This is a genomic window from Burkholderia sp. AU44665, assembly GCF_030504405.1.
In the GTDB taxonomy this organism is placed as follows: Bacteria; Pseudomonadota; Gammaproteobacteria; order Burkholderiales; family Burkholderiaceae; genus Burkholderia; species Burkholderia semiarida.
Genome location: NZ_JAUJRI010000001.1, coordinates 553,821 through 577,293 on the forward strand (window position 1 = coordinate 553,821; position 23,473 = coordinate 577,293).

25 protein-coding genes are annotated in these 23,473 nt (G+C 68.1%); 14 read left to right on the forward strand and 11 right to left on the reverse strand.

Annotation, left to right across the window (positions count from 1 at the left end):
- Positions 1-94: 94 nt before the first annotated feature.
- From QZM15_RS02450 to QZM15_RS02465, 4 genes are all read right to left on the reverse strand, one after another.
- Positions 95-1,423: an MFS transporter gene (locus QZM15_RS02450; protein WP_302105717.1), complete on the reverse strand. Its 1,329-nt coding sequence runs from the start codon at positions 1,421-1,423 to the stop codon at positions 95-97.
- A gap of 191 nt (positions 1,424-1,614) precedes the next feature.
- The gene (locus QZM15_RS02455) at positions 1,615-2,547 is read right to left on the reverse strand and encodes a 3-keto-5-aminohexanoate cleavage protein (RefSeq protein WP_060310983.1); all 933 of its coding nucleotides are present in this window, start codon (positions 2,545-2,547) and stop codon (positions 1,615-1,617) included.
- A gap of 35 nt (positions 2,548-2,582) precedes the next feature.
- Positions 2,583-3,389, reverse strand: coding sequence for an SDR family oxidoreductase (locus QZM15_RS02460; RefSeq protein WP_060967517.1), 807 nt, complete (start codon positions 3,387-3,389; stop codon positions 2,583-2,585).
- A gap of 73 nt (positions 3,390-3,462) precedes the next feature.
- A complete protein-coding gene (locus QZM15_RS02465; protein ID WP_059574448.1) occupies positions 3,463-4,173 on the reverse strand; it encodes a GntR family transcriptional regulator in 711 nt (236 codons plus the stop codon).
- Between the two features lie 384 nt (positions 4,174-4,557).
- On the opposite strand from QZM15_RS02465, the gene QZM15_RS02470 reads away from it, so the two are divergent.
- Positions 4,558-5,010, forward strand: coding sequence for a type VI secretion system amidase immunity protein Tai4 (locus QZM15_RS02470; protein ID WP_302105718.1), 453 nt, complete (start codon positions 4,558-4,560; stop codon positions 5,008-5,010).
- 54 nt (positions 5,011-5,064) lie between these two features.
- On the opposite strand, the gene QZM15_RS02475 is transcribed toward QZM15_RS02470, so the two are convergent.
- Entirely contained in the window at positions 5,065-5,856 is a 792-nt protein-coding gene (locus tag QZM15_RS02475; protein WP_302105719.1) for an IclR family transcriptional regulator, read from the reverse strand.
- A 160-nt stretch (positions 5,857-6,016) separates the two neighbouring features.
- Between QZM15_RS02475 and QZM15_RS02480 the strand changes: the two genes are divergently transcribed.
- The 5 genes from QZM15_RS02480 (at position 6,017) to QZM15_RS02500 (ending at position 10,415) form a co-directional block, all read left to right on the forward strand.
- Positions 6,017-6,793, forward strand: a complete 777-nt coding sequence (locus QZM15_RS02480) for an ABC transporter substrate-binding protein (protein WP_059574445.1) — start codon at positions 6,017-6,019, stop codon at positions 6,791-6,793.
- An 88-nt stretch (positions 6,794-6,881) separates the two neighbouring features.
- Positions 6,882-7,538 (forward strand): amino acid ABC transporter permease, encoded by a 657-nt coding sequence (locus tag QZM15_RS02485; RefSeq protein WP_059574444.1) that lies wholly within the window; start codon positions 6,882-6,884, stop codon positions 7,536-7,538.
- Complete coding sequence (locus QZM15_RS02490) at positions 7,535-8,290, forward strand: amino acid ABC transporter ATP-binding protein (protein WP_060310980.1); 756 nt, start codon at positions 7,535-7,537, stop codon at positions 8,288-8,290. The genes QZM15_RS02485 and QZM15_RS02490 overlap by 4 nt, the downstream gene beginning before the upstream one ends.
- Positions 8,287-9,597 (forward strand): FAD-binding oxidoreductase, encoded by a 1,311-nt coding sequence (locus QZM15_RS02495; protein WP_059574442.1) that lies wholly within the window; start codon positions 8,287-8,289, stop codon positions 9,595-9,597. The genes QZM15_RS02490 and QZM15_RS02495 overlap by 4 nt, the downstream gene beginning before the upstream one ends.
- 77 nt (positions 9,598-9,674) lie before the next feature.
- A complete protein-coding gene (locus QZM15_RS02500; RefSeq protein WP_302105720.1) occupies positions 9,675-10,415 on the forward strand; it encodes a class I SAM-dependent methyltransferase in 741 nt (246 codons plus the stop codon).
- 24 nt (positions 10,416-10,439) lie between these two features.
- Here QZM15_RS02500 and QZM15_RS02505 read toward each other — a convergent pair whose 3' ends face one another.
- Both QZM15_RS02505 and QZM15_RS02510 read right to left on the reverse strand, forming a co-directional pair.
- A complete protein-coding gene (locus QZM15_RS02505; RefSeq protein ID WP_302105721.1) occupies positions 10,440-11,861 on the reverse strand; it encodes a cytochrome-c peroxidase in 1,422 nt (473 codons plus the stop codon).
- 94 nt (positions 11,862-11,955) lie between these two features.
- On the reverse strand, positions 11,956-13,629 hold the full coding sequence (locus QZM15_RS02510; RefSeq protein ID WP_275905848.1) for a phospholipase C: 1,674 nt from the start codon (positions 13,627-13,629) through the stop codon (positions 11,956-11,958).
- A 401-nt stretch (positions 13,630-14,030) separates the two neighbouring features.
- On the opposite strand from QZM15_RS02510, the gene QZM15_RS02515 reads away from it, so the two are divergent.
- On the forward strand, positions 14,031-14,888 hold the full coding sequence (locus tag QZM15_RS02515; RefSeq protein ID WP_059574438.1) for an EamA family transporter: 858 nt from the start codon (positions 14,031-14,033) through the stop codon (positions 14,886-14,888).
- Between the two features lie 27 nt (positions 14,889-14,915).
- On the opposite strand, the gene QZM15_RS02520 is transcribed toward QZM15_RS02515, so the two are convergent.
- On the reverse strand, positions 14,916-15,389 hold the full coding sequence (locus QZM15_RS02520; RefSeq protein WP_059639447.1) for an Lrp/AsnC family transcriptional regulator: 474 nt from the start codon (positions 15,387-15,389) through the stop codon (positions 14,916-14,918).
- Positions 15,390-15,710: 321 nt separating this feature from the next.
- Here QZM15_RS02520 and QZM15_RS02525 point away from each other — a divergent pair, with 321 nt between their 5' ends.
- The 6 genes from QZM15_RS02525 (at position 15,711) to QZM15_RS02550 (ending at position 20,072) form a co-directional block, all read left to right on the forward strand.
- Complete coding sequence (locus QZM15_RS02525) at positions 15,711-17,096, forward strand: amino acid permease (protein WP_302105722.1); 1,386 nt, start codon at positions 15,711-15,713, stop codon at positions 17,094-17,096.
- Positions 17,097-17,142: 46 nt separating this feature from the next.
- On the forward strand, positions 17,143-18,345 hold the full coding sequence (locus QZM15_RS02530) for an amino acid aminotransferase (RefSeq protein WP_302105723.1): 1,203 nt from the start codon (positions 17,143-17,145) through the stop codon (positions 18,343-18,345).
- 167 nt (positions 18,346-18,512) lie between these two features.
- A complete protein-coding gene (locus QZM15_RS02535) occupies positions 18,513-18,911 on the forward strand; it encodes a DUF488 domain-containing protein (protein WP_059574665.1) in 399 nt (132 codons plus the stop codon).
- Between the two features lie 118 nt (positions 18,912-19,029).
- A complete protein-coding gene (locus QZM15_RS02540; RefSeq protein ID WP_059639449.1) occupies positions 19,030-19,320 on the forward strand; it encodes a DUF1488 domain-containing protein in 291 nt (96 codons plus the stop codon).
- Positions 19,321-19,336: 16 nt separating this feature from the next.
- A complete protein-coding gene (locus QZM15_RS02545) occupies positions 19,337-19,576 on the forward strand; it encodes a hypothetical protein (RefSeq protein WP_006479066.1) in 240 nt (79 codons plus the stop codon).
- A gap of 154 nt (positions 19,577-19,730) precedes the next feature.
- Positions 19,731-20,072, forward strand: a complete 342-nt coding sequence (locus QZM15_RS02550) for a metal ABC transporter ATPase (protein WP_302105724.1) — start codon at positions 19,731-19,733, stop codon at positions 20,070-20,072.
- Positions 20,073-20,100: 28 nt separating this feature from the next.
- Here the strand turns inward: QZM15_RS02550 and QZM15_RS02555 are convergent, their stop codons facing one another.
- From QZM15_RS02555 to lhpI, 3 genes are all read right to left on the reverse strand, one after another.
- A complete protein-coding gene (locus QZM15_RS02555) occupies positions 20,101-20,880 on the reverse strand; it encodes a helix-turn-helix domain-containing protein (RefSeq protein WP_059574432.1) in 780 nt (259 codons plus the stop codon).
- A gap of 16 nt (positions 20,881-20,896) precedes the next feature.
- Positions 20,897-21,301, reverse strand: coding sequence for a response regulator transcription factor (locus QZM15_RS02560; protein ID WP_302105725.1), 405 nt, complete (start codon positions 21,299-21,301; stop codon positions 20,897-20,899).
- Positions 21,302-21,470: 169 nt separating this feature from the next.
- Positions 21,471-22,406: a bifunctional Delta(1)-pyrroline-2-carboxylate/Delta(1)-piperideine-2-carboxylate reductase gene (lhpI, locus tag QZM15_RS02565; RefSeq protein WP_302105726.1), complete on the reverse strand. Its 936-nt coding sequence runs from the start codon at positions 22,404-22,406 to the stop codon at positions 21,471-21,473.
- A 261-nt stretch (positions 22,407-22,667) separates the two neighbouring features.
- Between lhpI and QZM15_RS02570 the strand changes: the two genes are divergently transcribed.
- On the forward strand, positions 22,668-23,405 hold the full coding sequence (locus tag QZM15_RS02570; protein WP_059639451.1) for a FadR/GntR family transcriptional regulator: 738 nt from the start codon (positions 22,668-22,670) through the stop codon (positions 23,403-23,405).
- Positions 23,406-23,473: the final 68 nt, after the last annotated feature.

Below are 23,473 nucleotides of genomic sequence, written 5' to 3' on the forward strand. Positions count from 1 at the left end.
GAGGCGAGAGGCGAGAGGCGAGAGGCGAGAGGCGAGAGGCGAGAGGCGGGCGGGGCTGAGCCCCCCTCCCGCCAGCTTGATTCCAGCCTGCCTGTCAGCCGCGCGACCGCGCGTCGGCGCGCTCGTGCCCGTGACGCAACGCGAGGCTCGCGACCGCCGCGACGACGAGCGCGGCTGCCAGCAGCGTCAGCCCGTTCTTCGCATTGCCGGTCGTCTGTTCGATCGCGCCGACGACGGTCGGCCCGACGAAGCCGCCGAGCAACCCGCACGTATTCACAAGCCCGAGCCCGCCGGCCAGTGCGCTGCCCGCGAGGCGCGACGCCGGAAACGTGAACACGATCGACTGCACGACGAAGAACATCGATGCGGCCACGCACACGCAGAGCAGCCCGGCCAACGGCGACGCATGCGCGGCGCCGACCATCCCGGCCGCCATCACGACGAGCCCCGCGCACAGCATCCGCCGCGAATGACGCGATTCGCGTGCGAAGCGCGGCAGCGTCCCGGCCCCGAGTGCGGCGGAGAGCCAGGGCAGCGACGTCAGCAACCCGACCGCCACCGGCGAAAGACGTCCCGACGCGCCGATGATGCCCGGCAGGAAGAAGATCACCGTGTAGATGGTCAACTGGTGGCAGAAGTACACGAAGATCGCGAGCCAGATCTGCGGATCGCGCAGCGCGGCGCCGAACGCATGGCTGCCGTGCGCGGCGACGCCCGCGTCCTGTTCGGCCGCGAGCTTCCGCTCGAGCGCGCGGCCGGTTTCCGGCGCGAGCCACGGCGCGGCGCTCGGACGGTCGGGCAACCGTGCCCACACGACGAATGCGAGCAGGATCGCCGGAATGCCTTCGACGACGAACAGCCATTGCCAGCCGTGGAAGCCGAACGTGCCGTCGAGCTCGATCAGCGCACCGGCGAGCGGCCCGCCGACGATGTTGGCGATGCACACGCCGAGCAGGAAGTAGCCGGTCGCGCGCGCACGCTCCTCGCGGCCGAACCAGTACGTCAGATACAGCATCACGCCCGGAAACAGGCCGGCTTCGGCCACGCCGAGCAGCAGGCGCATCACGTAGAACGACGTCTCGCCGCGGACGAACGCCATCGCGACCGACAGCGCGCCCCACGTGATCATGATCCGCGTGATCCAGAAGCGCGCGCCGACGCGATGCATGATCAGGTTGCTCGGGATCTCGAAAAGCGCGTAGGTCAGGAAGAACAGCCCCGCGCCGAGCCCGTACGCGGCCGACGAAATGCCGAGATCGACCCCCATCGAATGTTTGGCGAACGCGATGTTGGTGCGGTCGAGAAAGCTGATCACGTACGCGGCGATCAGCAGCGGCATGAGTTTGCGGAACAGCAGCCGGTTCAGCGACGCGTGCGCGTCGCCGGCGGCGGAAGGCAAGGCCTGGGCGTGATGAGTGGACATGCGGACGACTCCGGTAAGGGCGAACCGGCGCGCACGGCAAGCACGGCGCGCCGCGTTCGGCAAATGCCGCTGCGGTCGCAGCGGATGGGCAGACGACGGAGCCGCGCCGGCGGCGCTCGAATGGAGCGGGGCGATCAAGGGCGCCTTGTCACTGCGCTTGCGGATGCTGCTGTTGGGGAATGGCCCGGCGCTCAGAAATTCACCGCGTCGCCGCCCTTGAGCGCGAGCATCGCGCGCGCCTCGGCCGGCGTCGCGATCTCGAGCGACAGGCCTTCGAGCACCTGGCGCATTTTCAGGACTTGCGCGGCGCTCGATTCCGCGAGCTTGCCGGGCGCGATCCACAGCGAATCCTCGAGCCCGACGCGTACGTTCGCGCCCTGTGCGGCGCCGATCGTCGCGAGCGGAATCTGGTTGCGCCCGGCGCCGAGGATCGACCACACGTAATCGCCGCCGAACAGGCGGTCGGCCGTGCGGCGCATGTGCATCAAATCCTCCGGATGCGCGCCGATCCCGCCGAGCAGCCCGAACACGCTTTGCACGAAGAACGGCGGCTTCGCGAGCCCGCGATCGACGAAATGCGCGAGGTTGTACAGGTGCGAGATGTCGTAGCACTCGAATTCGAACCGCGTGCCGTTCGCGCCGCAGCGCGTGAGGATCGTCTCGATGTCCGCGAACGTGTTCTTGAACACGAGATCGCGGCTTTTCTCGAGATGCTCGCGCTCCCACGGATGCTTCAGCTCGCGAAAGCGCTCGAGCATCGGGTACAGCCCGAAGTTCATCGAGCCCATGTTCAGCGACGCGATCTCGGGCTGGAAGTGCAGTGCGGGTTGCAATCGTTCGTCGACCGTCATGTGCGGGCTGCCGCCCGACGTGAGGTTGATCACCGCGTCGGTCTGCGCCTTGATGCGCGGCAGGAATTCGGCGAACACGGCCGGATCCTGCGTCGGCCTGCCGTCGGACGGGTTGCGTGCGTGCAGGTGCAGGATCGCCGCGCCGGCCTGCGCGGCCGCGACCGCGGCCGTTTCGATTTCGTGCGGCGTCACGGGCAGGTACGGCGACATCGACGGCGTATGGATCGCGCCGGTCGGCGCACAGGTGATGATGACTTTGCGAGCGTTTGCCACGGATGGATTCCTTTCGATGAACGATGCAGGAGGGCTCAGAGCACTTCGACGTTGCCGCAGACGGAGATCGCCTGGCCCGTGATCCCGTGCCCGCCCGGCGAGCACAGGAACAGCGCGGTCGCGGCGATTTCGGCCGGATCGGTCATGCGCCGCAGCGAGATCTTCTCGAGATAGCGCTTTTCCATTTCGTCGTAGCCGATGCCGAGCTGCTGCGCGCGCGCCTCGATCACGCGGCGCATTCGCGGGCCGCGCACGATGCCGGGCTGGATCGCGTTCACGCGGATGCCGAGCGGCCCGAGCTCGATCGCGAGGCTCTTCACGAGGCCGACCACCGCCCATTTGGTGGCCGCGTACGGCGTGCGGAACGCATAGCCGAGCCGGCCGGCGACCGACGACAGCGCGATGATCGCGCCGCCGTGTTTCGACTCGCGCAGCAGCGGCACCGCGCGGCGGGCGAACTGGAATTGCGCGTTCAGGTTGATCGCGACGGTCTGCTCCCACTGCACGGGGTCGATTTCGTCGATGCCGCCGGTCGGGCCGGCGATGCCCGCGTTGTTGACCAGCACGTCGAGGCCGCCGAGCGTGGTCGACACGTCCGCGAACACGCGCTCGACGGCGGCCGGGTCGGATACGTCGGCGAGCGTCGCGCCGATCGCACGGGCCGCGGCGCGCGGCGGCCGGTCGGCGAGCGCCGCGATCGCGGCTTGCGACGCGTCGCACACGTGCACGCGCGCGCCGCATTCGGCGAACGCGTCGGCGATTTCGAGGCCGATACCCGACGCGCCGCCCGTCACGAGGACGCGCAGGCCGTCATAGGGTTTCAGTAGTTCGGAAGCTGTCATGCCGGGTCGTCTCCATCGTTGGTGTAGTGGGATGGCGGCCGCTCGTGCGGCGGGCGGCCGTGGCAAGCGGTCGCTACGGTTTCGCGTTCACGGTCCGCGGTGTCTGTTCGGCCCGCAGCGTCTCGGCGAGATCGTGCGCGGCGCCGCCGATGTCGAGCGCGATGCCGGCCCGCACGCCCGCGCCGTCGCGCCGTTCGAGCGCATCGACGATCGCGCGGTGCGCATCCATCGAGCGCCGCATGTGCGGGATGTCGAGCGCGACCATGTTGAGGAACGGGCCGACGCGCATCCACAGGTTCTCGACGATCGCGAGCGTGTTTTCGCTCGCGCCGTGCGCGTAGATCGCGCTGTGGAACGCGAAATTGCTTTGCAGGTAGGCGCGCGAGCGGCCGGCCTCGGCGTGTGCCTGCATCGTTTCGCAGGTCTTGCGCACGGCCGCGATCTGCGCATCGGTCATTCGGGCGCACGCGCGCTCGGCGATGCAGCCTTCGAGCGCGATGCGCACGTCGCGCAGTTCGTCGAGCATGTCGAGCGTCATCGGCGGGACGACGAGCGCCCGATTCGGGCCGTCGACCAGCGCGCGTTCGGCGCGCAGCCGCGTGAGCGCGGCACGCACGGGCATCGTCGACGAGCCGACCGCCTCGGCGACACTGCGCAGGCTCAGGGCCTGGCCAGGCGCGAAGCGGCCGCTCATCAGCGCTTCGCGCAGTTGCTGGTAGACCTTGTCTCCCATCGTTTCCTGTTCGATGGCTTTCAGGGCGGGCGGGACGATACGAGGCGGCAAGGCGGGGTTCTCCTGGGTTTGATCTGCGATCTGTGATCACACTGGCGATGGGTGAAGTCTTGACGATCGGGGGAGCCGAGTCAAGTCGAACGGGATCGGGGAAAACGAGGGGGCGGGTGGGCGAACAGGCTCGCAGACCGATGCGTATCCAGTCGCTCTTTCTTGTCGAAACCCTTCCATTCAGGGCCGCGACAGTCGGCAATACTTTTCCACGTCAAGGTTCGATCCGGGTCTCGCGGCACGGGTCCCGCGTTGCGCAACATCGATCGGGATGGCATGGAGCCGAGCCACGCTATTCAACGGGCGCACATGTTACGACCATTGCTACTTCAACGAGCCGGGCGCGCGGTATCGTACCGATCGCGCAAACTTTTGGAGCTTGTCATGAGGGGAGTCCGGATCGCTGCCGCGTTCGCGTGCATCGCGTTTCAACCGGCGATGGTCGTGGCGAAGGACGCCGCACAGCCGTCGCCCGAAGCCGGCTCACGGACTTACCTCCAGGACTTCAAGGACATGGTGCTCGCGGAGTGCCTGGCTACCGCTTACAAGCACGAGCCCGGCGCGAGCACGGACATCGGCAGCAGCGTCAGCGCGTTGCGCGACTGGACCTACTACGACATGGAACGTGCGCCGGACGTGATTCACGCGCTGGTCGCGAAGTATCTGGCGCGCGACTATCGGAATCCGATTGTCGAATCCGAAGTCCGGGATGTGAAGTTCGACTTCCTGAAGTGCCTCGATCTGTATCACGGCAAGGAACTGGACGCTGCGGCGAAGAAGCTCGTATTGCGCCCGAACGGTACCTACCGGGCCGAGCATTCCCCAAAGCCGCGGTAGCGATCAAACGCCGCTGCGCAATGCAGCCGCGCGCCGCGCGTCATTTCCCCGGCGCTATTCAAGCGTGCGGATCGAATTGCTGATGCCGCGCGCGCAGTCGATCACCGCCGGCGCGAGCTTGCGGCGCGCGTCGTCGAACGTCCAGCGGCTCGTCGGCGCGACCACGTGCACGGCCGCGACCGGCTGTCCCTGACTGCCGAGCACCGGCGCGGCGATCGACATGTCGCCGATGAACAGTTCTTCCTGGTTGGTCGCGTAGCCTTCGCGCCGCGCGCCATCGAGCAGCGCGACGAGCTCGTCGAGCGCCGTGATCGTGCGCGGCGTATGCGGCGTGCGCACCATGCCGTCGAGCCGCGCGCGTGCGTCGTCCGGCGGCAACGCGCTCAGGAACGCACGGCCGGAGCCCGTGCAATACATCGGGATACGGCTGCCGATCGGCATGTGGATCGGTACGAACTTGGTGGACACGAAACGCGCGACGTACACCATTTCATCCTCGTCCGGCTCGGTGAGGTTGGTGGTTTCGCCGGTCAGGTTCGTGAGCTCGGACAGGAACGGATTCGCGACGTCGATCAACGTGTCGGCCGCGAGATAGTTGAAGCCGATCCGCATCACGTGCGGCGTGAGCTGGTAGCGGCGCGTGACCGGATGCTTGCGGATGTAGCCGAGCTTCTCGAGCGTGTAGACCATTCGCTGCGCGGAGCTTTTCGTCATCCCGGCCGCGTCGGCCACTTCCGCCAGCGTCATCGTGCGCCGTTTCGCGCTGAACGCGCGCAGCACGTTCAGCCCTTTCTCGAGCGACTGGTTGAACAGCAGATCGTTTGATTGGTCGGGTGAGGTGTCCATGGCGAGGGGCGCGATCGATTCGATATCGCATTATATCGTATCGAATATCGATACGCAAAAATCTGTTTGCGATATTTTTGATTCGTTCTAAGATCGGGTCATCGTCGCAGTGTCGATCAGCGACCGGCCGGCGCATCGGATTATTCGAGAAGGAGTCACCATGGTTCCGTTCATCAAGCGGTTCGGCGCACTGGCCGCCGGTTTCGCCACCTGTATCGCACTCTCCACGGCTTCGGCGAGCGCCGTTGCCGCCGAGCCCACGCTGAAGGTCGGCGCGACGGCCACCGGCGTGCCGTTCACGTTTCTCGACGTGAAGAGCAATTCGATCCAGGGGATGATGGTCGATGCGATCACCGCGGCCGGGAAGTCGGCCGGGTTTCGCGTCGACGTGCAGCAGACCGTGTTCTCCGCGCTGATCCCGTCGCTCACCACGCAGAAGATCGACATCATCTCGGCCGCGATGCTGAAGACGCCGGCACGCCAGCAGGTCGTCGATTTCTCCGACACCGTCTACTCGTTCGGCGAAGGCCTGATCGTGAAGGCCGACGACCCGGGCCGCTACACGTCGATGGACGATTTCAAGGGGCAGGCGGTCGGCGCGCAGGTCGGCACGGCCTTCGTCGACGCGCTCAACAAGAAGGGCATCTTCAAGGAAGTCCGGACCTACGATTCGATCGCCGACATCATGCGCGACGTCGCGCTCGGGCGCATCAAGGCCGGCTTCGCGGACCAGCCGATCGTCGCGTACCAGATCGAGCACGGCGTCAATCGCCAGGTGCGGCTCGTGCCCGAATACCAGAGCGTCGTGAAGGGGCAGGTGTGCTTCATCGTGCGCAAGGGCGACACCGCCATGCTCGAACAGCTCAACGGCGCGATCCGCAAGATGAAGAGCGACGGCACGCTGCAGCAGATCCTGCAGAAGTGGCACATGAGCTGAGCGTCCGCGCCCAAGTTCCGACCGGTATCGCCCGCGCGTCGCGGGCATCCACGGCGGCGCGCCGTCAGGGCGTCGCATAGGAGACGTCATGTTTTTCCAGAACGCGATCGATTTCCTGCCGATCCTGCTGAAGGGCGCGGTGGTCACGATCGAGATCACCGCATGCGCGTTCGTGCTCAGCTCGGTGCTCGGGCTGATTCTCGCATTGCTGAAGGTGTCGCGCAATCGGGCCGTATCGACGGCCGGCAGCACGATCATCAACGTGATCCGCGGGCTGCCGATCATCGTGCAACTGTTCTACATGTACTTCGTGCTGCCCGATCTCGGCGTGCAGTTGTCGGCGTTCCAGGCTGGCGTGCTCGGCCTCGGCATCGCGTATTCGGCGTATCAGGCCGAGAATTTCCGCGCCGGCATCGAGGCGATCGACCGCGGCCAGATCGAGGCCGCGCACGCGATCGGCATGCGCGGCCCGATGATCATGCGGCGCGTGGTGCTGCCGCAGGCGTTCCGCATCGCGCTGCCGCCGTACGGCAACACGCTGGTGATGCTGCTGAAGGATTCGTCGGTCGCGTCGACGATCACGGTCGCCGAGATCACGCGCGCCGGCCAGCTGATCGCGTCGTCGACGTTCCAGAACATGAGCGTCTACACGCTCGTCGCGCTGCTGTATCTCGCGCTCGGCCTGCCGCTGATGTTCGGCGTGAATCGGCTCGGCAAGCGGCTCGCACTGAGGAGAGGCGCATGATCCGGATCGATTCGATACACAAGCGGTTTCAGCAGCACGCGGTGCTGAAGGGCGTGAGCCTCGACGTGCGGCAGGGGGAGGTCGTGTGCCTGATCGGGCCGTCGGGTTCCGGCAAGTCGACCGTGCTGCGCTGTATCAACGGCTTCGAGACCTACGACGAAGGGTCGATCACGATCGACGGCGTGAAGGTCGACGCGCATTCGAAGCGGATCCACGAATTGCGAATGCGGGTCGGCATGGTGTTTCAGCGCTTCAACCTGTTCGCACACCGCACGGCGCTCGAGAACGTGATGGAAGGGCCCGTGCACGTGCGGCGCATGCCGGCCGCGCAGGCGCGCGAGCAGGCCCGCGCACTGCTCGACAAGGTCGGGCTCGCGCACCGGATGAATGCGTATCCGTCGGAGCTGTCGGGCGGGCAGCAGCAGCGCGTCGCGATCGCGCGCGCGCTCGCGATGGAACCGCAGGCGATCCTGTTCGACGAGCCGACGTCGGCGCTCGACCCCGAGCTCGTCGGCGAAGTGCTCGGCGTGATGCGCGGGCTCGCTCGCGACGGGATGACCATGGTGGTCGTCACGCATGAAATGGCATTCGCACGCGAGGTGGCCGATCGCGTGTGCTTCCTGCACGACGGCACGATCTGCGAGAGCGGACCGGCGCGCGACGTGCTCACGCAGCCGACGCATCCCCGTACGCAGGAATTCCTGCGCCGCTTGCTGGCGTCGGACGGCGCCGACCACCCGGATCGAACATGAGCGCAACGAACGCGGCACCCGGATGGCCCGGCTCGCGGTGGCCGGATTCGCTGTGGGCGGCGACCGCCGCGCCGGCGCCCGATACGCCCGCGCTCGACGCGTCCGCGTCGTGCGACGTGGCGATCGTCGGCGCCGGCTTCACCGGCCTGTCGACCGCACTTCATCTGGCCGAGCGCGGCGTGAACGTCCGCGTGATCGACGGCGCGCAGCCGGGGTGGGGCGCGTCGGGCCGCAACGGCGGGCAGGTGATTCCCGGGCTGAAATACGACCCCGACGAACTGGTGCGCCGGTTCGGCGACGCGGCCGGCGAGCAGCTCGCCGGCATCGTCGGCGGCGCGGCCGACACGGTGTTCGACCTGATCGCGCGGCACGCGATCGACTGCGATGCGCGTCGCGAAGGCTGGATCCAGCCGGCGCCGACCGCCGCGATGCTCGATACGGTCGCGCGCCGCGCGCAGCAATGGGCCGCGCGCGGCGCGCCGGTCGACGTGCTCGGCCGCGACGACGTCGCGCGGCGGCTCGGCACGCCAGCGTATGCGGGCGGCTGGATCGATCGCCGCGCGGGCAGCGTGCAGCCGCTCAGCTATACGCGCGGCCTGGTGCGCGCCGTGCAGGCGAGCGGGGCGGTCGTGCACGGAGCGACCCGCGCCGTCGGGCTGACGCGTGCCGACGGCCGCTGGCGGATCGCGACGTCCGGCGGCGCGACGCTGTCGGCCGAGCGCGTCGTGATCGCGACCAACGGCTATACGGACGGGCTGTGGCCCGGCTTGCGTCAGTCGGTGATCGCCGCGAACAGTTTCATCGTCGCGACGGAACCGCTCGCGCCGGCGCTTGGCCGCGACATCCTCGCCGGCGGCGAAGTCGCGTCGGATGCGCGGCGCCTGCTGCTGTACTTTCGCCGCGACGCGGCCGGGCGCCTGCTGATGGGGGGGCGCGGCCCGTTCGCGGAACCGCGCGCGCCGAGCGACTGGCGCCATCTCGAACGCGCGACGACGCTGTTGTATCCGCAACTGAAGGGTGTCCGGTTCGAATACCGCTGGGCGGGGCGCGTCGCGATCACCGCGGATTTCCTGCCGCACGTGCACGAGCCCGCGCCGGGCGTGACGATCGCGCTCGGCTACAACGGCCGCGGCATCGCGATGGCGACGACGCTCGGCAAGCACCTGGCCGCGCATCTGTCGGGCGATGCGCAACTGCCGCTGCCGTTGCGCGTCACGCCGATCCGGCCGATTCCGTTGCACGGGCTGCAGCGCTTCTACATCGCGGCCGGGGTCGCCTGGTATCGGTTGCTCGACAGCCTGTCGTGACGCAGGCGCGACAAGGTCGCCATCCGTCGTCCGATCGGGCAGAATCGGCCTGCCCAGTTTCCACCGACGGATGCCGGATGACCGAACCGAATGACCCGAACCAACCGCCTGGCCGGCGCGCTTACGCGAGCTTCGCGCAACGCTATGCGGACATCGCGCCGACCAAGGCGCACAACGCGCTCTACGAGCGTCCGGCCACCCTGGCGCTGCTCGGCGACGTCGACGGCCTGACGGTGCTCGATGCCGGCTGCGGGCCCGGCATCTGCAGCGCGCACCTCGCCCAGGGCGGCGCGACCGTGCATGCGTTCGACGTCACGCCCGAGATGGTTGCGCTCGCGCGAACGCGCTGCGCGGGGCTCGCGGTCGACGTCACGGAAGGCGATCTGGAGGCGCCGCTCGCGTGGCTGCCCGACGCGTCGGTCGACAAGGTGCTGTGCTCGCTCGCGCTCGACTACGTGCGCGACCTCGCACCGACGCTGCGGGAATTCCGGCGCGTCGCGCGCCCCGGGGCAACGCTCGTGTTCTCGATGGCGCATCCGATGCGCGACTGGATGGACGAACGCACGCGTGGAGACGGTACGTACTTCGATACCTCGCGCTTCGGTTTTCACTGGTCGGGGTTCGGCGAGCCGCGGCCGTACGTCGAGGCATGGCGGCGGCCGCTCGCCGACATCCTGAACGCGGTCGCCGACGGCGGCTGGCGGCTCGACCGCTTCGTCGAACCGAAGCCGCTGCCGGAGATGAAAGCCGTGTCGGAACGGCTTCACGCGGAGCTGTCGCTCGCGCCGGCGTTTCTCTGCATTCGCGCGCGCTGCTGACGCGGCGCTGCGCTCGGCCGGCGTTCAGCGCTGCGGCGGCGGGTCCGTCAGCGTGCCGAGAAACGCTTCGATATCCTTGATGTCCTGCGCCGTCATCGCGGGCTTGTCGCCGGGCTTGCGATCGAACGGCGCGTCGGTCACGTCGACGTTCGCGCGATATTTCGGCGGGATGTCGTCGTATTCGTCGACCTTGCCGTCCGGCCCGCGCGGATAGAACTTCTGCGGCGAGATGCTGCGCTCGTTGTAGAACGCCATCACCTGGTCGAGCGTATGGAATACGCCGTTGTGGAAGAACACGTGGCGCGTCGCCGCGTTGCGCAGCGTCGGCGTCAGGAACATCCCGCAGTACTGCGTCTGGTCCTTCAGGTCGTCGCGGAACGGCCCGCACACGCCGAGATCGTGGAACGCCGGGTTGCGGTTCTGCGCGAGCGCGCGGTTGCGCGGCGCGCCCAGCGCCTCGTACTGGTAGTCGGTAAACATAGGCGGCAAGCCGTCCTTGCCGGGCTTCGACAGATGGCAGCCCGCGCAATTGGCCTTGTCCGGATCGTTGAACAGGCGCAGCCCGCGCAACTCGGCCTGCGTGAGGCGCGCGCGGCCTTCGAGCCAGCGGTCGTACTTGCTGTCGTACGGATGGAACGACGGATCCTCGACCTGGTAGCGCGCGATCGCGAACATCGCTTCCGATACCGCGAGCTGCGGCGTGGAGAACACGCGCGCGCCGAACAGTTGCTCGAATTGCGCGCGATGCGACGACTGCGCGAGCTTGCGCGCGACGTCGTCGATGCTCGCGTTCGCCATCTCGACAGGATTCAGCAGCGGCCCGAACGCCTGTTGCTGCAGCGTATCGGCGCGGCCGTCCCAGAACATCCCGCCCTGCGGCACGAGCTGCGGCGCCGCCGACGTTCCGGCCACCTTCTGCGCCTTGACGACGCCGGCCGCCGCCGCGGCCTGCTGCGCGACGCTCGGCGCGGCGTCGTTCTCGCCGGCATCGGGGCCGATGCTGAAATTCGGCTGACGGTACAGGTACATCAGCGACGGCGGCGGACGATAGCCCTGCTGCGTCATCGCGAGGCCGCCCGGCTGCACGTCGAGCGCGTTCGGCGGGCCGTACGCGTGATCGGGGCTGTGACACGACGCGCAAGACTGCTTGCCCGACGCCGACAGCGACGGATCGTGGAACAGCGCGCGCCCGAGCTGCGCGACCGCCGACAACGGCTGCGCGGCAGGCCGCTGGAGCACGACCGGATGCGGGTTCGCGCCGGTCCAGTCGGCGACCGCGGTGCCGATCGCCGCCGGTACCCGCGCGGGAAACGCGATCGCGAACGCGCCATAGCCGAGCACGGCCGCGCCGAGGACGAACGCCGCGCGGCGCAGCAGGCGGGAAGGGGCGCGCGGCGCGGGCGTGCCGGACGCATCGGGAGACGGAAACGCGGGGCGAGCTGTCATGCTGTCGGTCGAAAATCGGGCGCCGCACGAGGCGGCGCGTTAAATGGAAACGGCCGGCGCGCGATGCGCCGGCCATGCGTTCAGGCCGTACCGGTCAGATCGCCGGGGCCGTGCTCAGCACGGTGCCGAGCGTCGGGTCGAGATACAGCGGCGTCGTGTTCGGCTTCGACGTGAAGTCGAACAGGTTGCGCAGGTCGCCGGCCGTCGCGTCGAACGAGCCGCCGCCGATCCGCTGGCCGCCGAGCCAGTTGTCCTCGATGAAGCGCACGATGGACGCCTGGTCGAGCATCGTGTGGTCGACGTAGTTCTGCTTCGCGTACGGCGAGATCACGACCAGCGGAATGCGCACGCCCGGGCCGCAGCGGCCGTTCACGGTCGCGCCGTTCACGCCGGTGGTGCCGCCCGTGCCGCACTTGCCGGCGCCGTTGAGCTGGTCGACCGGGTCCGACGATGCGTGCGTCGGCGCCGTGTACACGTGGTCGTACCAGCCGTCCGAGTCGTCATAGGTGACGATCACGGCCGTGTTCTGCCAGTCCGGCTGCTGCTGCAGGAAGTTGACGACCTTCGTCACGAACGCCTGCTCGTCGAGCGGATCCGAATACCCCGCGTGCCCGTCCTGCGCGGCCGGCGCCTTCAGGTAGCTCACCGACGGGAAGTTGCCGGCCTTCACGGCGGCGAAGAAGTCGTCCGTGTCGTACTGGTGGTTCGCCGGTTCGGGCGTCTTGCCGTCGGTCTCGACGCTCGAACCGATCGCCGCGATCGAGCTCGGACGCGTGTGTTGCGGGTTCGCGGTCGACGCGTAGTACTGGAACCAGTTGTGATGCGGAATGTAGTCGGCCGTCGCGGCGTTCACGGCGGTGGCGACGGTGCTGCGCGCGCAGCCCGTCGTGCCGTTGCCGTTCGTCGTCGACAGGTTGAAGCCGCCCATGAAGCCGCCCCACGTGATCTTCGCGGCGTTCAGCAGGTCGCCGATGTTCTTGCCGGTCATCATCGCCTGGTCGGTCGTGCTCGAACACACGTCGAAGCCCGGGTCGACGTCGTTGATCATCGTGAGGCCGCCCTGGCCGTCGTTGATGTAGTACGAAGTCGCGGCGAGCGTCGACGGCTGCTTCGACGTCTTGACGATCTGCATCCCGTTGGTCTGGCCCGACACGACGTTCAGCGCGCCCGGCGTCGACGGGCCGTAGACCGTCGTGTACGTGTTGTCGCTCATCGCGAAGCGCTGTGCGTAGTTCCACAACGCGGTCACCGTGTTGCCGTCGAAATAGCCCATCACCTGGCCTTTCGTGCCGAACGCGCCGGCGCCGCCGGACGAGCCCTTGCCCGTGTACTTCGGGAACAGGTCCGCAAGACCGTTGTCCTCGGCCTGCTGTTCGGCCGTGTACGCGTGGTTCTGGTCGGCGGTCGCGGCCTGCGTGCGGTCGAGGCGGAACGGGTTCGCCGCGTCGGTGCCGTTGGCCGTGTTCGTGAAATTCGGGTTCGCGGTGAGCAGCGTGCCCGTCAGGCCGTTCGGCGTCGGCGTGCCGGGTTTCGCGGTGAACGCCGGTTCGCCCGACGGGTTCGTCGCGTTCGGATAGGTGCCGAAGTAATGATCGAACGAGATGTTTTCGCCGTAGATCACGACGACGTGCTTGATCGGCGTGGCGGTCTGCAGCGCATCCTGCGACGACACGGCGGCCGTCGGCGTGGAATCGTCGCTGCCGCCGCAGGCGAACAGCGCAAGCGTGGCGCCGGCGCAGGCGGTGACGAGCAAGGCTTGACGGAACATCGGGAAACTCCAGGGTAAGGCCTTCGATGGTGGAGAACGGCCCCGTCGCCGTGTCGGTTCGGCGCGGAGCTCGTGAGGAAGCACGCGCATTGGAACAGCCGCGTATGAAAATATGGGGACGGAGTGTTTTCGCGACGGTTGCGCCGCGGTATCGGTTTCATTACGACCGGGCACGATGCGAAAGAGAACGGAAAGGGGCGGACCGTCCGCACCCTCTACGTCACAGGTCGCCGCATGCCGGTCGCTTGCGACGCCAGCATTGCCGGGCGGGCGACGGGGAGCCGCCGGCCGGATCCTCGGCAGGGCGTCGTGCGTCGCTTTTTTGACAATACGGTGACGCGTTCATACGATGAACGCCTGCCGTGCACCGTGCGGCTTCCGACCGTCAGGGAGTATTGAGCGTGCCGATCCCCGTTCTGTTTGCCGTTCTGTGCGCGGCGTTCCTGCACGCATCATGGAATGCGCTCGTGCGCAGCAGCGGCGACCGGCTGCGCTCGGCCACGGTGCTGCAGATCGCGATCGGGCTGTTCGCGCTGCTGTTCCTGCCGGCCGCCGCGCCGATCACGCCGGCGAGCTGGCTCTGCGTCGTCGCGTCGGCCGTGATCCACGTCGTCTATACGCTGCTGCTCGTCCGTGCTTACGAGCACGGCGACCTGAGCGTCGCGTACCCGGTCGCGCGCGGCACCGCGCCGCTGCTGGTCACGCTCGGCGCGGCGGCGTTCGCGGGCGAGCGCCTGAACGTCGGCGCGCAATGCGGGCTCGTGCTGATCTGCGCGGGCATCATGGCGATCGGGCTGGAGCGCGGGCGCGGCGCGAAACACCGGATGATGCAGGTGCTGCCGACCGCGTTCGCGACCGGCGTGTCGATCGCGGCGTACAGCGTGGTCGACGGGATCGGCGTGCGCGAGAGCGGCAGTACGGTCGGCTATACCGCGTGGATGTTCGTGCTGACAGGCGCGATGATGGCCGCGTACTACCGGCTGCGGGCGGGGCCGCTGCGGCTGACGCAGGATGTCGGCGAAACCGCGAAGGCGGCCTGCGGCGGCGTGTTCGCGGCGCTCGCGTACGGCATCGTGATCTGGGCGATGGATCGTGCGCCGATGGGGCCGGTGTCGGCGCTGCGGGAAACGAGCGTGGTGTTCGCGGCGCTGATCGCGCGCGTGTATCTCGGCGAGCGGCTGACGCCGCGCCGGGCGGCAGGGTGCCTCGTGATTGCTTGCGGCGCGCTGCTGATCAGTGCGTTCGAAGCGGTGCGGTGAACGCGCCGGCGCAGCGCTCCGGGCGCGTCAACCTTCCACCGGCATCGCGCTCGTGCACTTGATCTCGTCGAGACACACGCTCGAATGCACGCCGCTCACGCCGGGAATGCGCATCAGCGTTTCGAGCAAGAACGTCGACAGCCCCTTCAGGTCGTGCGCGACGACCTTCAGCACGTAGTCGATATCGCCCGTGACCGAGAAACATTCCTGGATCTGCGCGAGATCCGACACGAGTTTCTGGAACTTCGACAGATCGCGGATATGCCCGCGCTCCATCGTCACGTGCACGAACGCGGTGACGCCGAACCCGAGCGTATCGGGGCACAGCCGGGTTTCATAACGGCGGATCGCGCCGATTTCCTCCAGCCGCCGATGGCGCCGCAAGGTCTGCGCGGGCGACAGCCCGACGGCCTTCGCCAGTTCGAGGTTCGACGCACGGCCGTTCTCCTGCAACACCGACAGCAAGTGGCGATCGATGCGGTCGAGAAGCGGTTCAGGCATTTTTGTTTCCTCCTCTGTCTCCCGGGCGCAATTTTATCTCATAATGTAGGGTTTGCATGAGCGGGTTACGCAACCCGATTTCGCCGTCGCGACGCTAAACTGACGCCGGATTTTCGTGTTCGGCTGCGGCAATGCGGGATGGACGGCGAGTCGGCGGCCGGTCTGGCCGGCACGCCGACGCGAATCGGGTGTCGCCCGCGCGAAAATTGCAGTCCCCAACCCGGCGTCCCCACGAACGGCCGCCGGCACAGCAAAAACAGCGCCCGGCACACCGAGGCGCGCCGCACCGCTTCCGGCGGGGGCGGGAAGAATGGAGAAGACATGGTTTCTGGAAACGAGAGCGCTGGCCTCAAGCGCGGGCTGAAGAACCGGCACATCCAGCTGATCGCGCTCGGTGGCGCGCTCGGCACGGGGCTGTTCCTCGGCATCGCGCAGACGATCAAGATGGCCGGCCCGTCCGTGCTGCTCGGCTACGCGGTGGCCGGCATCGTCGCGTTTTTCATCATGCGCCAGCTCGGCGAGATGGTCGTCGACGAGCCCGTCGCCGGCTCGTTCAGCTATTTCGCCGACAAATACGTCGGCCACTTCACCGGTTTCCTGTCCGGCTGGAACTACTGGGTGCTGTACATCCTCGTCAGCATGGCCGAGCTGTCGGCCGTCGGAATCTACGTGCAGTACTGGTGGCCCGGCGTGCCGAACTGGGTGTCGGCGCTGGTGTTCTTCGTCGCGATCAACCTGCTGAACCTGGCGAGCGTGAAGTCGTACGGCGAGACGGAATTCTGGTTCTCGATCATCAAGGTCGCCGCGATCGTCGGGATGATCGGCTTCGGCGGCTGGCTGCTCGCGAGCGGGCAAGCGGGGCCCGAAGCGAGCATCGCGAACCTGTGGCGGCACGGCGGTTTCTTCCCGAACGGCGTATCGGGGCTCGTGATGTCGATGGCCGCGATCATGTTCTCGTTCGGCGGGCTGGAGCTGATCGGCATCACCGCGGCCGAGGCGGACGATCCGAAGCACAGCATTCCGCGCGCGACCAACCAGGTGATCTACCGGATCCTGATTTTCTACATCGGCGCGCTCGCCGTGCTGCTGTCGCTGTATCCGTGGGAAAAGGTCGTCACCGGCGGCAGCCCGTTCGTACTGATCTTCCATGCGCTGAGCAGCAACGTGGTCGCGAACGTGCTGAACGTCGTCGTGCTGACGGCCGCGCTGTCGGTCTACAACAGCGGCGTGTACAGCAACAGCCGGATGCTGTTCGGCCTCGCGAAGCAGGGCAACGCGCCGAAGGTGCTGTGCTCGGTGAACAAGCGCGGCATTCCGCTCGCCGCGCTCGGCGCGTCGGCGCTCGCGACCGGCGTGTGCGTGCTGGTCAACTACTTCATGCCGGGCAAGGCGTTCGAGGTGCTGATGGGCCTCGTCGTGTCGGCGCTGATCATCAACTGGGCGATGATCACGCTGATCCACCTGAAGTTCCGCCAGGCCAAGCGTGCTGCCGGGGAAGAGACATCCTTCCGCAGTGTGGGCTATCCTTTCACGAATTACCTGTGCCTGGCATTCATGGCCGGCATTCTCGTCGTGATGTACCTGACGCCGGATCTCCGCCTGTCGGTGTACCTGATCCCGGTATGGCTCGCGGTGCTCGCGGTCGGGTATCGCTTCCGTCAGAAGAATGCGGGCTTGGCGGTGCACGACGGCGTCTCCGCACGCTGACGCAGGCCACGACCGACCATTGTTCCAAACGAGACCGACTCAAGCCATGTTCGAACACATCGACGCGTACCCGGGCGACCCGATCCTGACGCTCAACGAGAATTTCCAGCAAGATCCGCGCGACCGGAAGGTCAACCTGAGCATCGGGATCTATTTCGACGCCGAAGGCCGGATCCCGGTGATGGGCGCCGTGCGCGAAGCCGAAACCGCGCTGCAGCGCGACAGCGGCCCGAAGCCGTACCTGCCGATGGTCGGCCTGGCCGCGTATCGCGACGCCGTGCAATCGCTCGTGTTCGGCGCCGATCACCCGGCCCGCGCGGCCGGCCGCATCGCGACGCTGCAGACGCTCGGCGGCTCGGGCGCGCTGAAGGTCGGCGCCGATTTCCTGAAGCGCTATTTCCCGGATTCGCAGGTGTGGCTGAGCGATCCGAGCTGGGAAAACCACCGCTTCATCTTCGAGCGCGCCGGCTTCACGGTGAACACGTACCCGTACTACGACGAAGCGACGGGCGGCCTGAAGTTCGACGCGATGCTCGCGGCGATCGACGCGCTGCCGGCGCGCAGCATCGTGCTGCTGCACGCGTGCTGCCATAACCCGACCGGCGTCGATCTCGACGAAGGCCAGTGGGAGAAGCTGATCGACGTGATCGAGGCGCGCGGCCTGCTGCCGTTCGTCGACATGGCGTACCAGGGCTTCGGCGCGGGCCTCGATGCGGACGCGTTCGCGGTGAGCGAGCTGGCCCGCCGCGGCGTGCCGACGCTCGTCGCAAACTCGTTCTCGAAGAACTTCTCGCTGTACGGCGAGCGCGTGGGTGGCCTGAGCGTCGTCTGCGAGGACGCGGCCGCCGCCGACCGCGTGCTCGGCCAACTGGCCGGGGCCGTGCGCTCGAACTACAGCAACCCGCAGACCTACGGCGCGAAGGTCGTCGCGGCCGTGCTCGGCACGCCGGCGCTGCGCAAGCAGTGGGAAGAGGAACTGTCGGCGATGTGCCGCCGCATCGCGCGGATGCGCCAGTCGATCCACGACGGCCTGCGCGACCACGTGAGCGGCGAGGCACTCACGCGCTACGTGAAACAGCGCGGGATGTTCACGTACACGGGCCTGACCGAGTCGCAGGTCGACGCGCTGCGCGAGGTGCACGGCGTGTACATCCTGCGCTCGGGCCGGATGTGCGTGGCGGGCCTGAACGACTCGAACGTCGGCATCGTCGCGGACGCGATCGGCAAGGTGCTGAAGAGCGGCGTCTGAACGCGGCGCGCCTCGGCGCGTCGCGATGAAGAACCGGCTGTGTCCCGTCGCGGGAGCAGCCGGTTTTTTGTTGGGCGGCCATCATGTGCGATGCCCGGCTGACGCGCGGGCGGGCGCGGCGGTACGATCACGGGATCGCATGCACGACCGAGGAGCAGAGAAACGACATGGGCATCCGGATCATCCAGCTCGGCACGCCGCGCGCGGCCGGCGAAGGCCTGCGGATCGGCACGGTGCGGCGGCCGCCGCGCGGCGTGCCGAAGGCGGAATTCGCGTCGCGCAACTACTATGATGTATGGTTGCCGACGCTGTCGCCGAGCCCCGAACTCGTCGCGCAGGCGCAGGCCGCCGAAACCGACGCCGAATGGAAGGCGTTCAAGCGCCACTTCCGCGCGGAGATGGCGCACGGCGATCCGGCGAAGGTGCTGGACCTGCTGGCCGCGCTGTCGGCGACCACCGCGTTCTCGATCGGGTGCTACTGCGACGACGAAAACCATTGCCACCGCAGCGTGCTGCGCGAGTTGCTCGCGGAGCGCGGCGCGACGATCGAGCCCGACGCGGGCTGAAGCGGCTGGAGGCGGCGCACGGCCGCACCATGATCGTGCGGCGCGGCGAACCGGTTGACGTGGGTCAAGCGCGCGGCCGCGCGCGCCACTATGCTCTCGTCATGGAGCCATCACGACGATGTCAGACCGACAGATGCACATTGCTTTCCCGTCCGAACCGCCGGAATACTGCGCGCGCGACCTGGTCGTCGCATTTTCGGCGCTGGTGGACGGGCGTTGCGTCCAGTGCGCGGTGACGGCCGAGGCGCTGGAGGACCATTTCGGCGCGCGCTCGCTGCTCGAGCGCGATCTGCTGAGCGCATTCGACGCGCACCGCCCGGCCATCGAGGCGATGGCACGACGCATGCTCGAGGAAATCGGCGGCCGGCCGGTGCTGCTGCACAGCGGGCACTTCCGGCTCGAAGGCTGATACCGCAGGAGGGCGCATGACACTGCAGGGCAACATTCACGAACGCGACTGGTCGGTCGAAGTGGAGACGCGCCCGTGCGAATCGGGCGAGTTCCGCTGCCGCGTGTCGGTCGAGCACGGCGCCGGCGCCGCGCGGTTTCATCATACCTTCGAGCACAGCCACGCGTATCCGACGGAGCGCGAGGCGATGATCGAAGGGCTGCGGGCCGGCATGACGTGGATCGAGATGAAGGCGTCGCAGACCTTCAACGTATGAACGGTCCCGCGCCGGCCACGCGCGGGCAGACTATCGGCCGGCCGCGATCGCGAACGATGCGCGCCGCGCCACGGGAAACACGTGCCCCCGCACGGCGATGCGGACGGCACTTGCAAGGCGGTCGACGAGCGGCGGCCCCGTCAGGAGACACGACATGGGCGTGGGCATGCAGATCGCCTGCCTCGGATTCACGGGTTCGGCGGCGGTCGAGGCCGAAGCCGGCGCGCAACTGGTGAGGCTCGAACGGTTTCGCGCGGTGATCGACGGCTGCCACCTCGCGATCGAATTGCGCACGGCGGCCGATGGCCAGCACCTGTACGACGTACGGCTCGACCTGGTGATGCACGACGCGGCGCTCAGGCCTTTGCCGCTGCCGCCATGCGTCGGCGCCGACGTGGACGATGCGCTGCGTCGCGCGTTCGCGCAGGCCGAGCACGCGCTGATCGCGTGGCAGCGGGGCGCCGCCACGGCGGCGCTGCGCGACACCATGCAATGACGTGGCGCCGGCGATCCGGCGCCCTGCGTCAGACCCGCGCGAGCGCTTGCGCGTCGATGATGCGCACGCGCTTGCCGCGCGTTTCGACGAGCGCTTCGCGATGGAACCGCGAGAACATCCGGCTGACGGTTTCGAGCTTCATCCCGAGATAGCAGCCGATTTCCTCGCGCGTCATCCGCAGGTTGAATTCGGTCGCCGAATAGCCGCGCGCCTCGAACCGCGACGACAGGTTCAGCAGGAAATGCGCGACGCGCTGCTCGGCCGACATCGTGCCGAGCAGCAGCATCTGGCTCGATTCGCGGACGATCTCGCTGCTCAGCATCTGGTAGAGAAAGTGCTGCATCGGCTTCATCTCGCGGCACGCGGCTTCGAGCGCGCCGAACGGGATGATGCACACCACGCTGTCCTCCAGCGCGATCGCGTCGCAGCAATGCTGGCCGCCGCCGATGCCGTCCATCCCGAGCGTTTCGCCGGCGATCTGGAAGCCGGTCACGTGCTCGCGGCCGTCGCGATGCATCATCACCGTCTTGAACGAACCCGCGCGCACCGCGTAGATGCTCTGGAACGGATCGTCGGTGCGAAACAGCGCGTCGCCCTGGCGGACCTGCCGCGTCGTGCAGATGATCGCGTCGAGGCGGCCGTATTCGGCGGGCGTCAGGTGCGGCGGCAGGCACATCGAGCGCATCGCGCAGGCCGAGCAGCGGGCGGCCGGATGTTTGGCGGCGTCGGCGCGCGCGGCCGGGCGCAGCGGGATCGTTGGCCGGGGTACGACGGACACGTCGGCGGCGAAGGCGGTGGCGGTGGACATGAGTCGCTCCGGCTCGTCAGGTGCGGCGCACGCGAGCGTGCACCAGGGATTCGATCACATGGCATGCGGCGTCGAATTCGACGGTCTTGTCGAAGAAGTAGTCGGCTCCCGCCGTCGCGCATGCCTCTCTGAATGCCGGTGCCGAGTGGTTCGTCAGCACGATCGTGACGATGCGCGGCGCGGCTTTCGACAGCATCCCGATCAGGTCGAGACCGCTGCCGTCCGCGAGCCGTACGTCGACGATCACCACGTCCGCGCCACTGCTGCGGATATGCGTCCACGCGTCCTGGCCGTCTTCCGCTTCGCCCACGACCGCGACGCCGCGGATTGCGCCGACGAGCAGCGCGATCCGCTGGCGAACGGCGACCGCATGATCGACGAGAAACACGCTGAGCAAGGCGGGCGACAGGCTGGCATTCATGCCGGCAGTATCGTGTTGCGCCGCCGAAATTGAAATCGGCCGAATTGGAAGTTCGTGTAGGCCGCTTCGACGCGGTGTAGGGCGTTTCCTACACCGCGTACGGGGAATCGCCGGTGTGAATCCGACGAGGCGATGCCGCGCGAGCGGGGCGAACGATTGCGCGGCCGGGTCAGCCGGCGCCACGCGCGGCCAGTGCGTCGCGCGCGGTGCGGCATGCGGCCAGGTCCCACGCGGCGCAGCCGACGCTCTTGAACAGCAGCGGGCCGCCGCGGGCGAAGGTGCCGTTCAGCACGTCGGCGAGCGATGCGACGTGCCGCCAGTCGACTTGCGCGACGATCAGGTCGCCGGCTTCGTGGCGCGCGCCGGCCGGATCGTCGACGACGAGCCGGCTGCCCCGTACCGTGTTCGCGTCGATCTCGGCGGCATCCGCGGTGAACGCGCCGACGCCGACCACGAGCCGGCCTTCGCGCGCGGCTTCGCGGTAGACGGGCGTGCGGCTCGTCGTCAGCGTGACGACCACGTCGATCGCGTCGGGAATCGCGTCGCCGTCGAGCGGCGCGAGGTGCGGCGCATGCGCGCGGTGGGCCGCGCAGAACGCGGCCGCGCTGTCCGTGCTCGTGCCGCGCACGTGAAGGTGCGCGTCCGGAAAGATCGCCGCGAGCGCTTCCGCGTGATTGGCGGCCTGCTTGCCGGTGCCGATCAGCAGGATCCCGCGCGGCGCGGCGCCGTGCAGCGCGTGGATGCCGAGCGCGGTGATCGCCGCCGTGCGGCGGCCAGTGACGGTCGGGCCGTCGAGCGCGAAGCGCATTTCCCCGGTGGCGGCATCGTACGCGGTGACCTGGCCGAGGATCGTCGGCAACCCGCGTGCGCCGTTGCCGGGGCACACGTTCACGAGCTTGTGGCTCGCCAGGTCGTGGGCGCTCGACGGCATCGACAGCATCACGCCGCCGCCTTGTAGCGGCACGACGAGGCGTTCGGGGCTGACGATGTCGCCTGCCGCATACTCGACGACCGCTTGCCTGAGCGTGGCGAGCAGCGCCGGGTAGTCGAGCAGCGCGGCCGTGTCGGCCGCATCGAAAACGGGAATCGGGGAAAGGGCGGTCATCGTGTACGTCGGGGGCGTCGGTGAGTGTGGCCGGCGGACGCATGCCGCGCCCGCCGCGGGTCTGCCGGATACCGTGACAGGGGCAGTGGATCGAATCTATACCACTTGCTGGCGCGCCCGCAACCCAGAAAATAAAGCGCGTCGTGAATTTTGGTTCTAATATCTGGCCAGAAGGCTCGCCGGTGCCGCGCTGCCCGCCCGCTCCGGTATAGTGCGAACCCATTCCAGATCCCACGCCCGCGAACGGGCAGGAGCCATACGATGATGTCCGCGCGCCCCGACTCACTCGAAGGCGGTTTCAGGCCGCTGCAGATCTACGAGCAGGTAGCCGAAAAGATCCGCGACGAGATTCGCGCCGGGCGCTACGCGGCCGAATCGCGGCTGCCGTCCGAGCGCGAGCTCGCGGCGCTGTTCCAGGTCGGCCGGCCGGCGGTGCGCGAAGCGCTCGGCGCGCTGCAGAACGAAGGTCTCGTCTTCACGAAGCGCAATTCGGGCACCTACGTCGTCGCGGCGCCGCTCGACGTGCTCGCGCGGCACGGCGACGCGCACACCGCGCTCGAGGCCGATTTCAGCCCGACGTCGACGCTCGACGTGCGGCTGATCCTGGAGCCCGCGATCGCGCGCCTCGCGGCCGCCCATGGCCGCGCCGACGCCGGCGCCGAGCGCTATCTCGCGCAGATGGAAACCATCACCGACATCGACGATCCGCACCAGCGCGCGCTGTGGAACGAGAGCGACCGGCTGTTCCACCGGCAGCTCGCGCTGATGACGGGCGACGCGCTGATCGTGAAGATCGCGGACGAAGTCGCGAAGACGATGGACCAGCCGCTGTGGAAGCGGCTGAAGGACGACGGCATCTACGACGCGGGCCGGATCCGGCTCTACGTGTCCGAACACCGGCTGATCTACGAGGCGATCGTGTCCGGCGATGCCGATGCGGCTGCGTTCTACGTCGAACAGCACATCCGCCGCGTGCGGCGCGACATCGCGCCGAAATGACCGGCCTGCGCGCGAATCCGCTCTGGTCTTCAATGTGACCAAAACGCCGACGATTATTTTGAAATTGC

Excerpts from the sequence above, each read along its gene's own strand:
- QZM15_RS02525 (WP_302105722.1), top strand. The coding sequence starts at position 15,711 with ATGGTTTCTGGAAACGAGAGCGCTGGCCTCAAGCGCGGGCTGAAGAAC.
- QZM15_RS02475 (WP_302105719.1), bottom strand. The coding sequence starts at position 5,856 with ATGGACACCTCACCCGACCAATCAAACGATCTGCTGTTCAACCAGTCG.
- QZM15_RS02530 (WP_302105723.1), top strand. The coding sequence starts at position 17,143 with ATGTTCGAACACATCGACGCGTACCCGGGCGACCCGATCCTGACGCTC.
- QZM15_RS02560 (WP_302105725.1), bottom strand. The coding sequence starts at position 21,301 with ATGAATGCCAGCCTGTCGCCCGCCTTGCTCAGCGTGTTTCTCGTCGAT.
- QZM15_RS02495 (WP_059574442.1), top strand. The coding sequence starts at position 8,287 with ATGAGCGCAACGAACGCGGCACCCGGATGGCCCGGCTCGCGGTGGCCG.
- QZM15_RS02485 (WP_059574444.1), top strand. The coding sequence starts at position 6,882 with ATGTTTTTCCAGAACGCGATCGATTTCCTGCCGATCCTGCTGAAGGGC.
- QZM15_RS02520 (WP_059639447.1), bottom strand. The coding sequence starts at position 15,389 with ATGCCTGAACCGCTTCTCGACCGCATCGATCGCCACTTGCTGTCGGTG.
- QZM15_RS02460 (WP_060967517.1), bottom strand. The coding sequence starts at position 3,389 with ATGACAGCTTCCGAACTACTGAAACCCTATGACGGCCTGCGCGTCCTC.
- QZM15_RS02550 (WP_302105724.1), top strand. The coding sequence starts at position 19,731 with ATGGGCGTGGGCATGCAGATCGCCTGCCTCGGATTCACGGGTTCGGCG.
- QZM15_RS02540 (WP_059639449.1), top strand. The coding sequence starts at position 19,030 with ATGTCAGACCGACAGATGCACATTGCTTTCCCGTCCGAACCGCCGGAA.
- QZM15_RS02535 (WP_059574665.1), top strand. The coding sequence starts at position 18,513 with ATGGGCATCCGGATCATCCAGCTCGGCACGCCGCGCGCGGCCGGCGAA.
- QZM15_RS02450 (WP_302105717.1), bottom strand. The coding sequence starts at position 1,423 with ATGTCCACTCATCACGCCCAGGCCTTGCCTTCCGCCGCCGGCGACGCG.
- lhpI (WP_302105726.1), bottom strand. The coding sequence starts at position 22,406 with ATGACCGCCCTTTCCCCGATTCCCGTTTTCGATGCGGCCGACACGGCC.
- QZM15_RS02510 (WP_275905848.1), bottom strand. The coding sequence starts at position 13,629 with ATGTTCCGTCAAGCCTTGCTCGTCACCGCCTGCGCCGGCGCCACGCTT.
- QZM15_RS02570 (WP_059639451.1), top strand. The coding sequence starts at position 22,668 with ATGATGTCCGCGCGCCCCGACTCACTCGAAGGCGGTTTCAGGCCGCTG.
- QZM15_RS02505 (WP_302105721.1), bottom strand. The coding sequence starts at position 11,861 with ATGACAGCTCGCCCCGCGTTTCCGTCTCCCGATGCGTCCGGCACGCCC.
- QZM15_RS02545 (WP_006479066.1), top strand. The coding sequence starts at position 19,337 with ATGACACTGCAGGGCAACATTCACGAACGCGACTGGTCGGTCGAAGTG.
- QZM15_RS02555 (WP_059574432.1), bottom strand. The coding sequence starts at position 20,880 with ATGTCCACCGCCACCGCCTTCGCCGCCGACGTGTCCGTCGTACCCCGG.
- QZM15_RS02480 (WP_059574445.1), top strand. The coding sequence starts at position 6,017 with ATGGTTCCGTTCATCAAGCGGTTCGGCGCACTGGCCGCCGGTTTCGCC.
- QZM15_RS02500 (WP_302105720.1), top strand. The coding sequence starts at position 9,675 with ATGACCGAACCGAATGACCCGAACCAACCGCCTGGCCGGCGCGCTTAC.
- QZM15_RS02470 (WP_302105718.1), top strand. The coding sequence starts at position 4,558 with ATGAGGGGAGTCCGGATCGCTGCCGCGTTCGCGTGCATCGCGTTTCAA.
- QZM15_RS02490 (WP_060310980.1), top strand. The coding sequence starts at position 7,535 with ATGATCCGGATCGATTCGATACACAAGCGGTTTCAGCAGCACGCGGTG.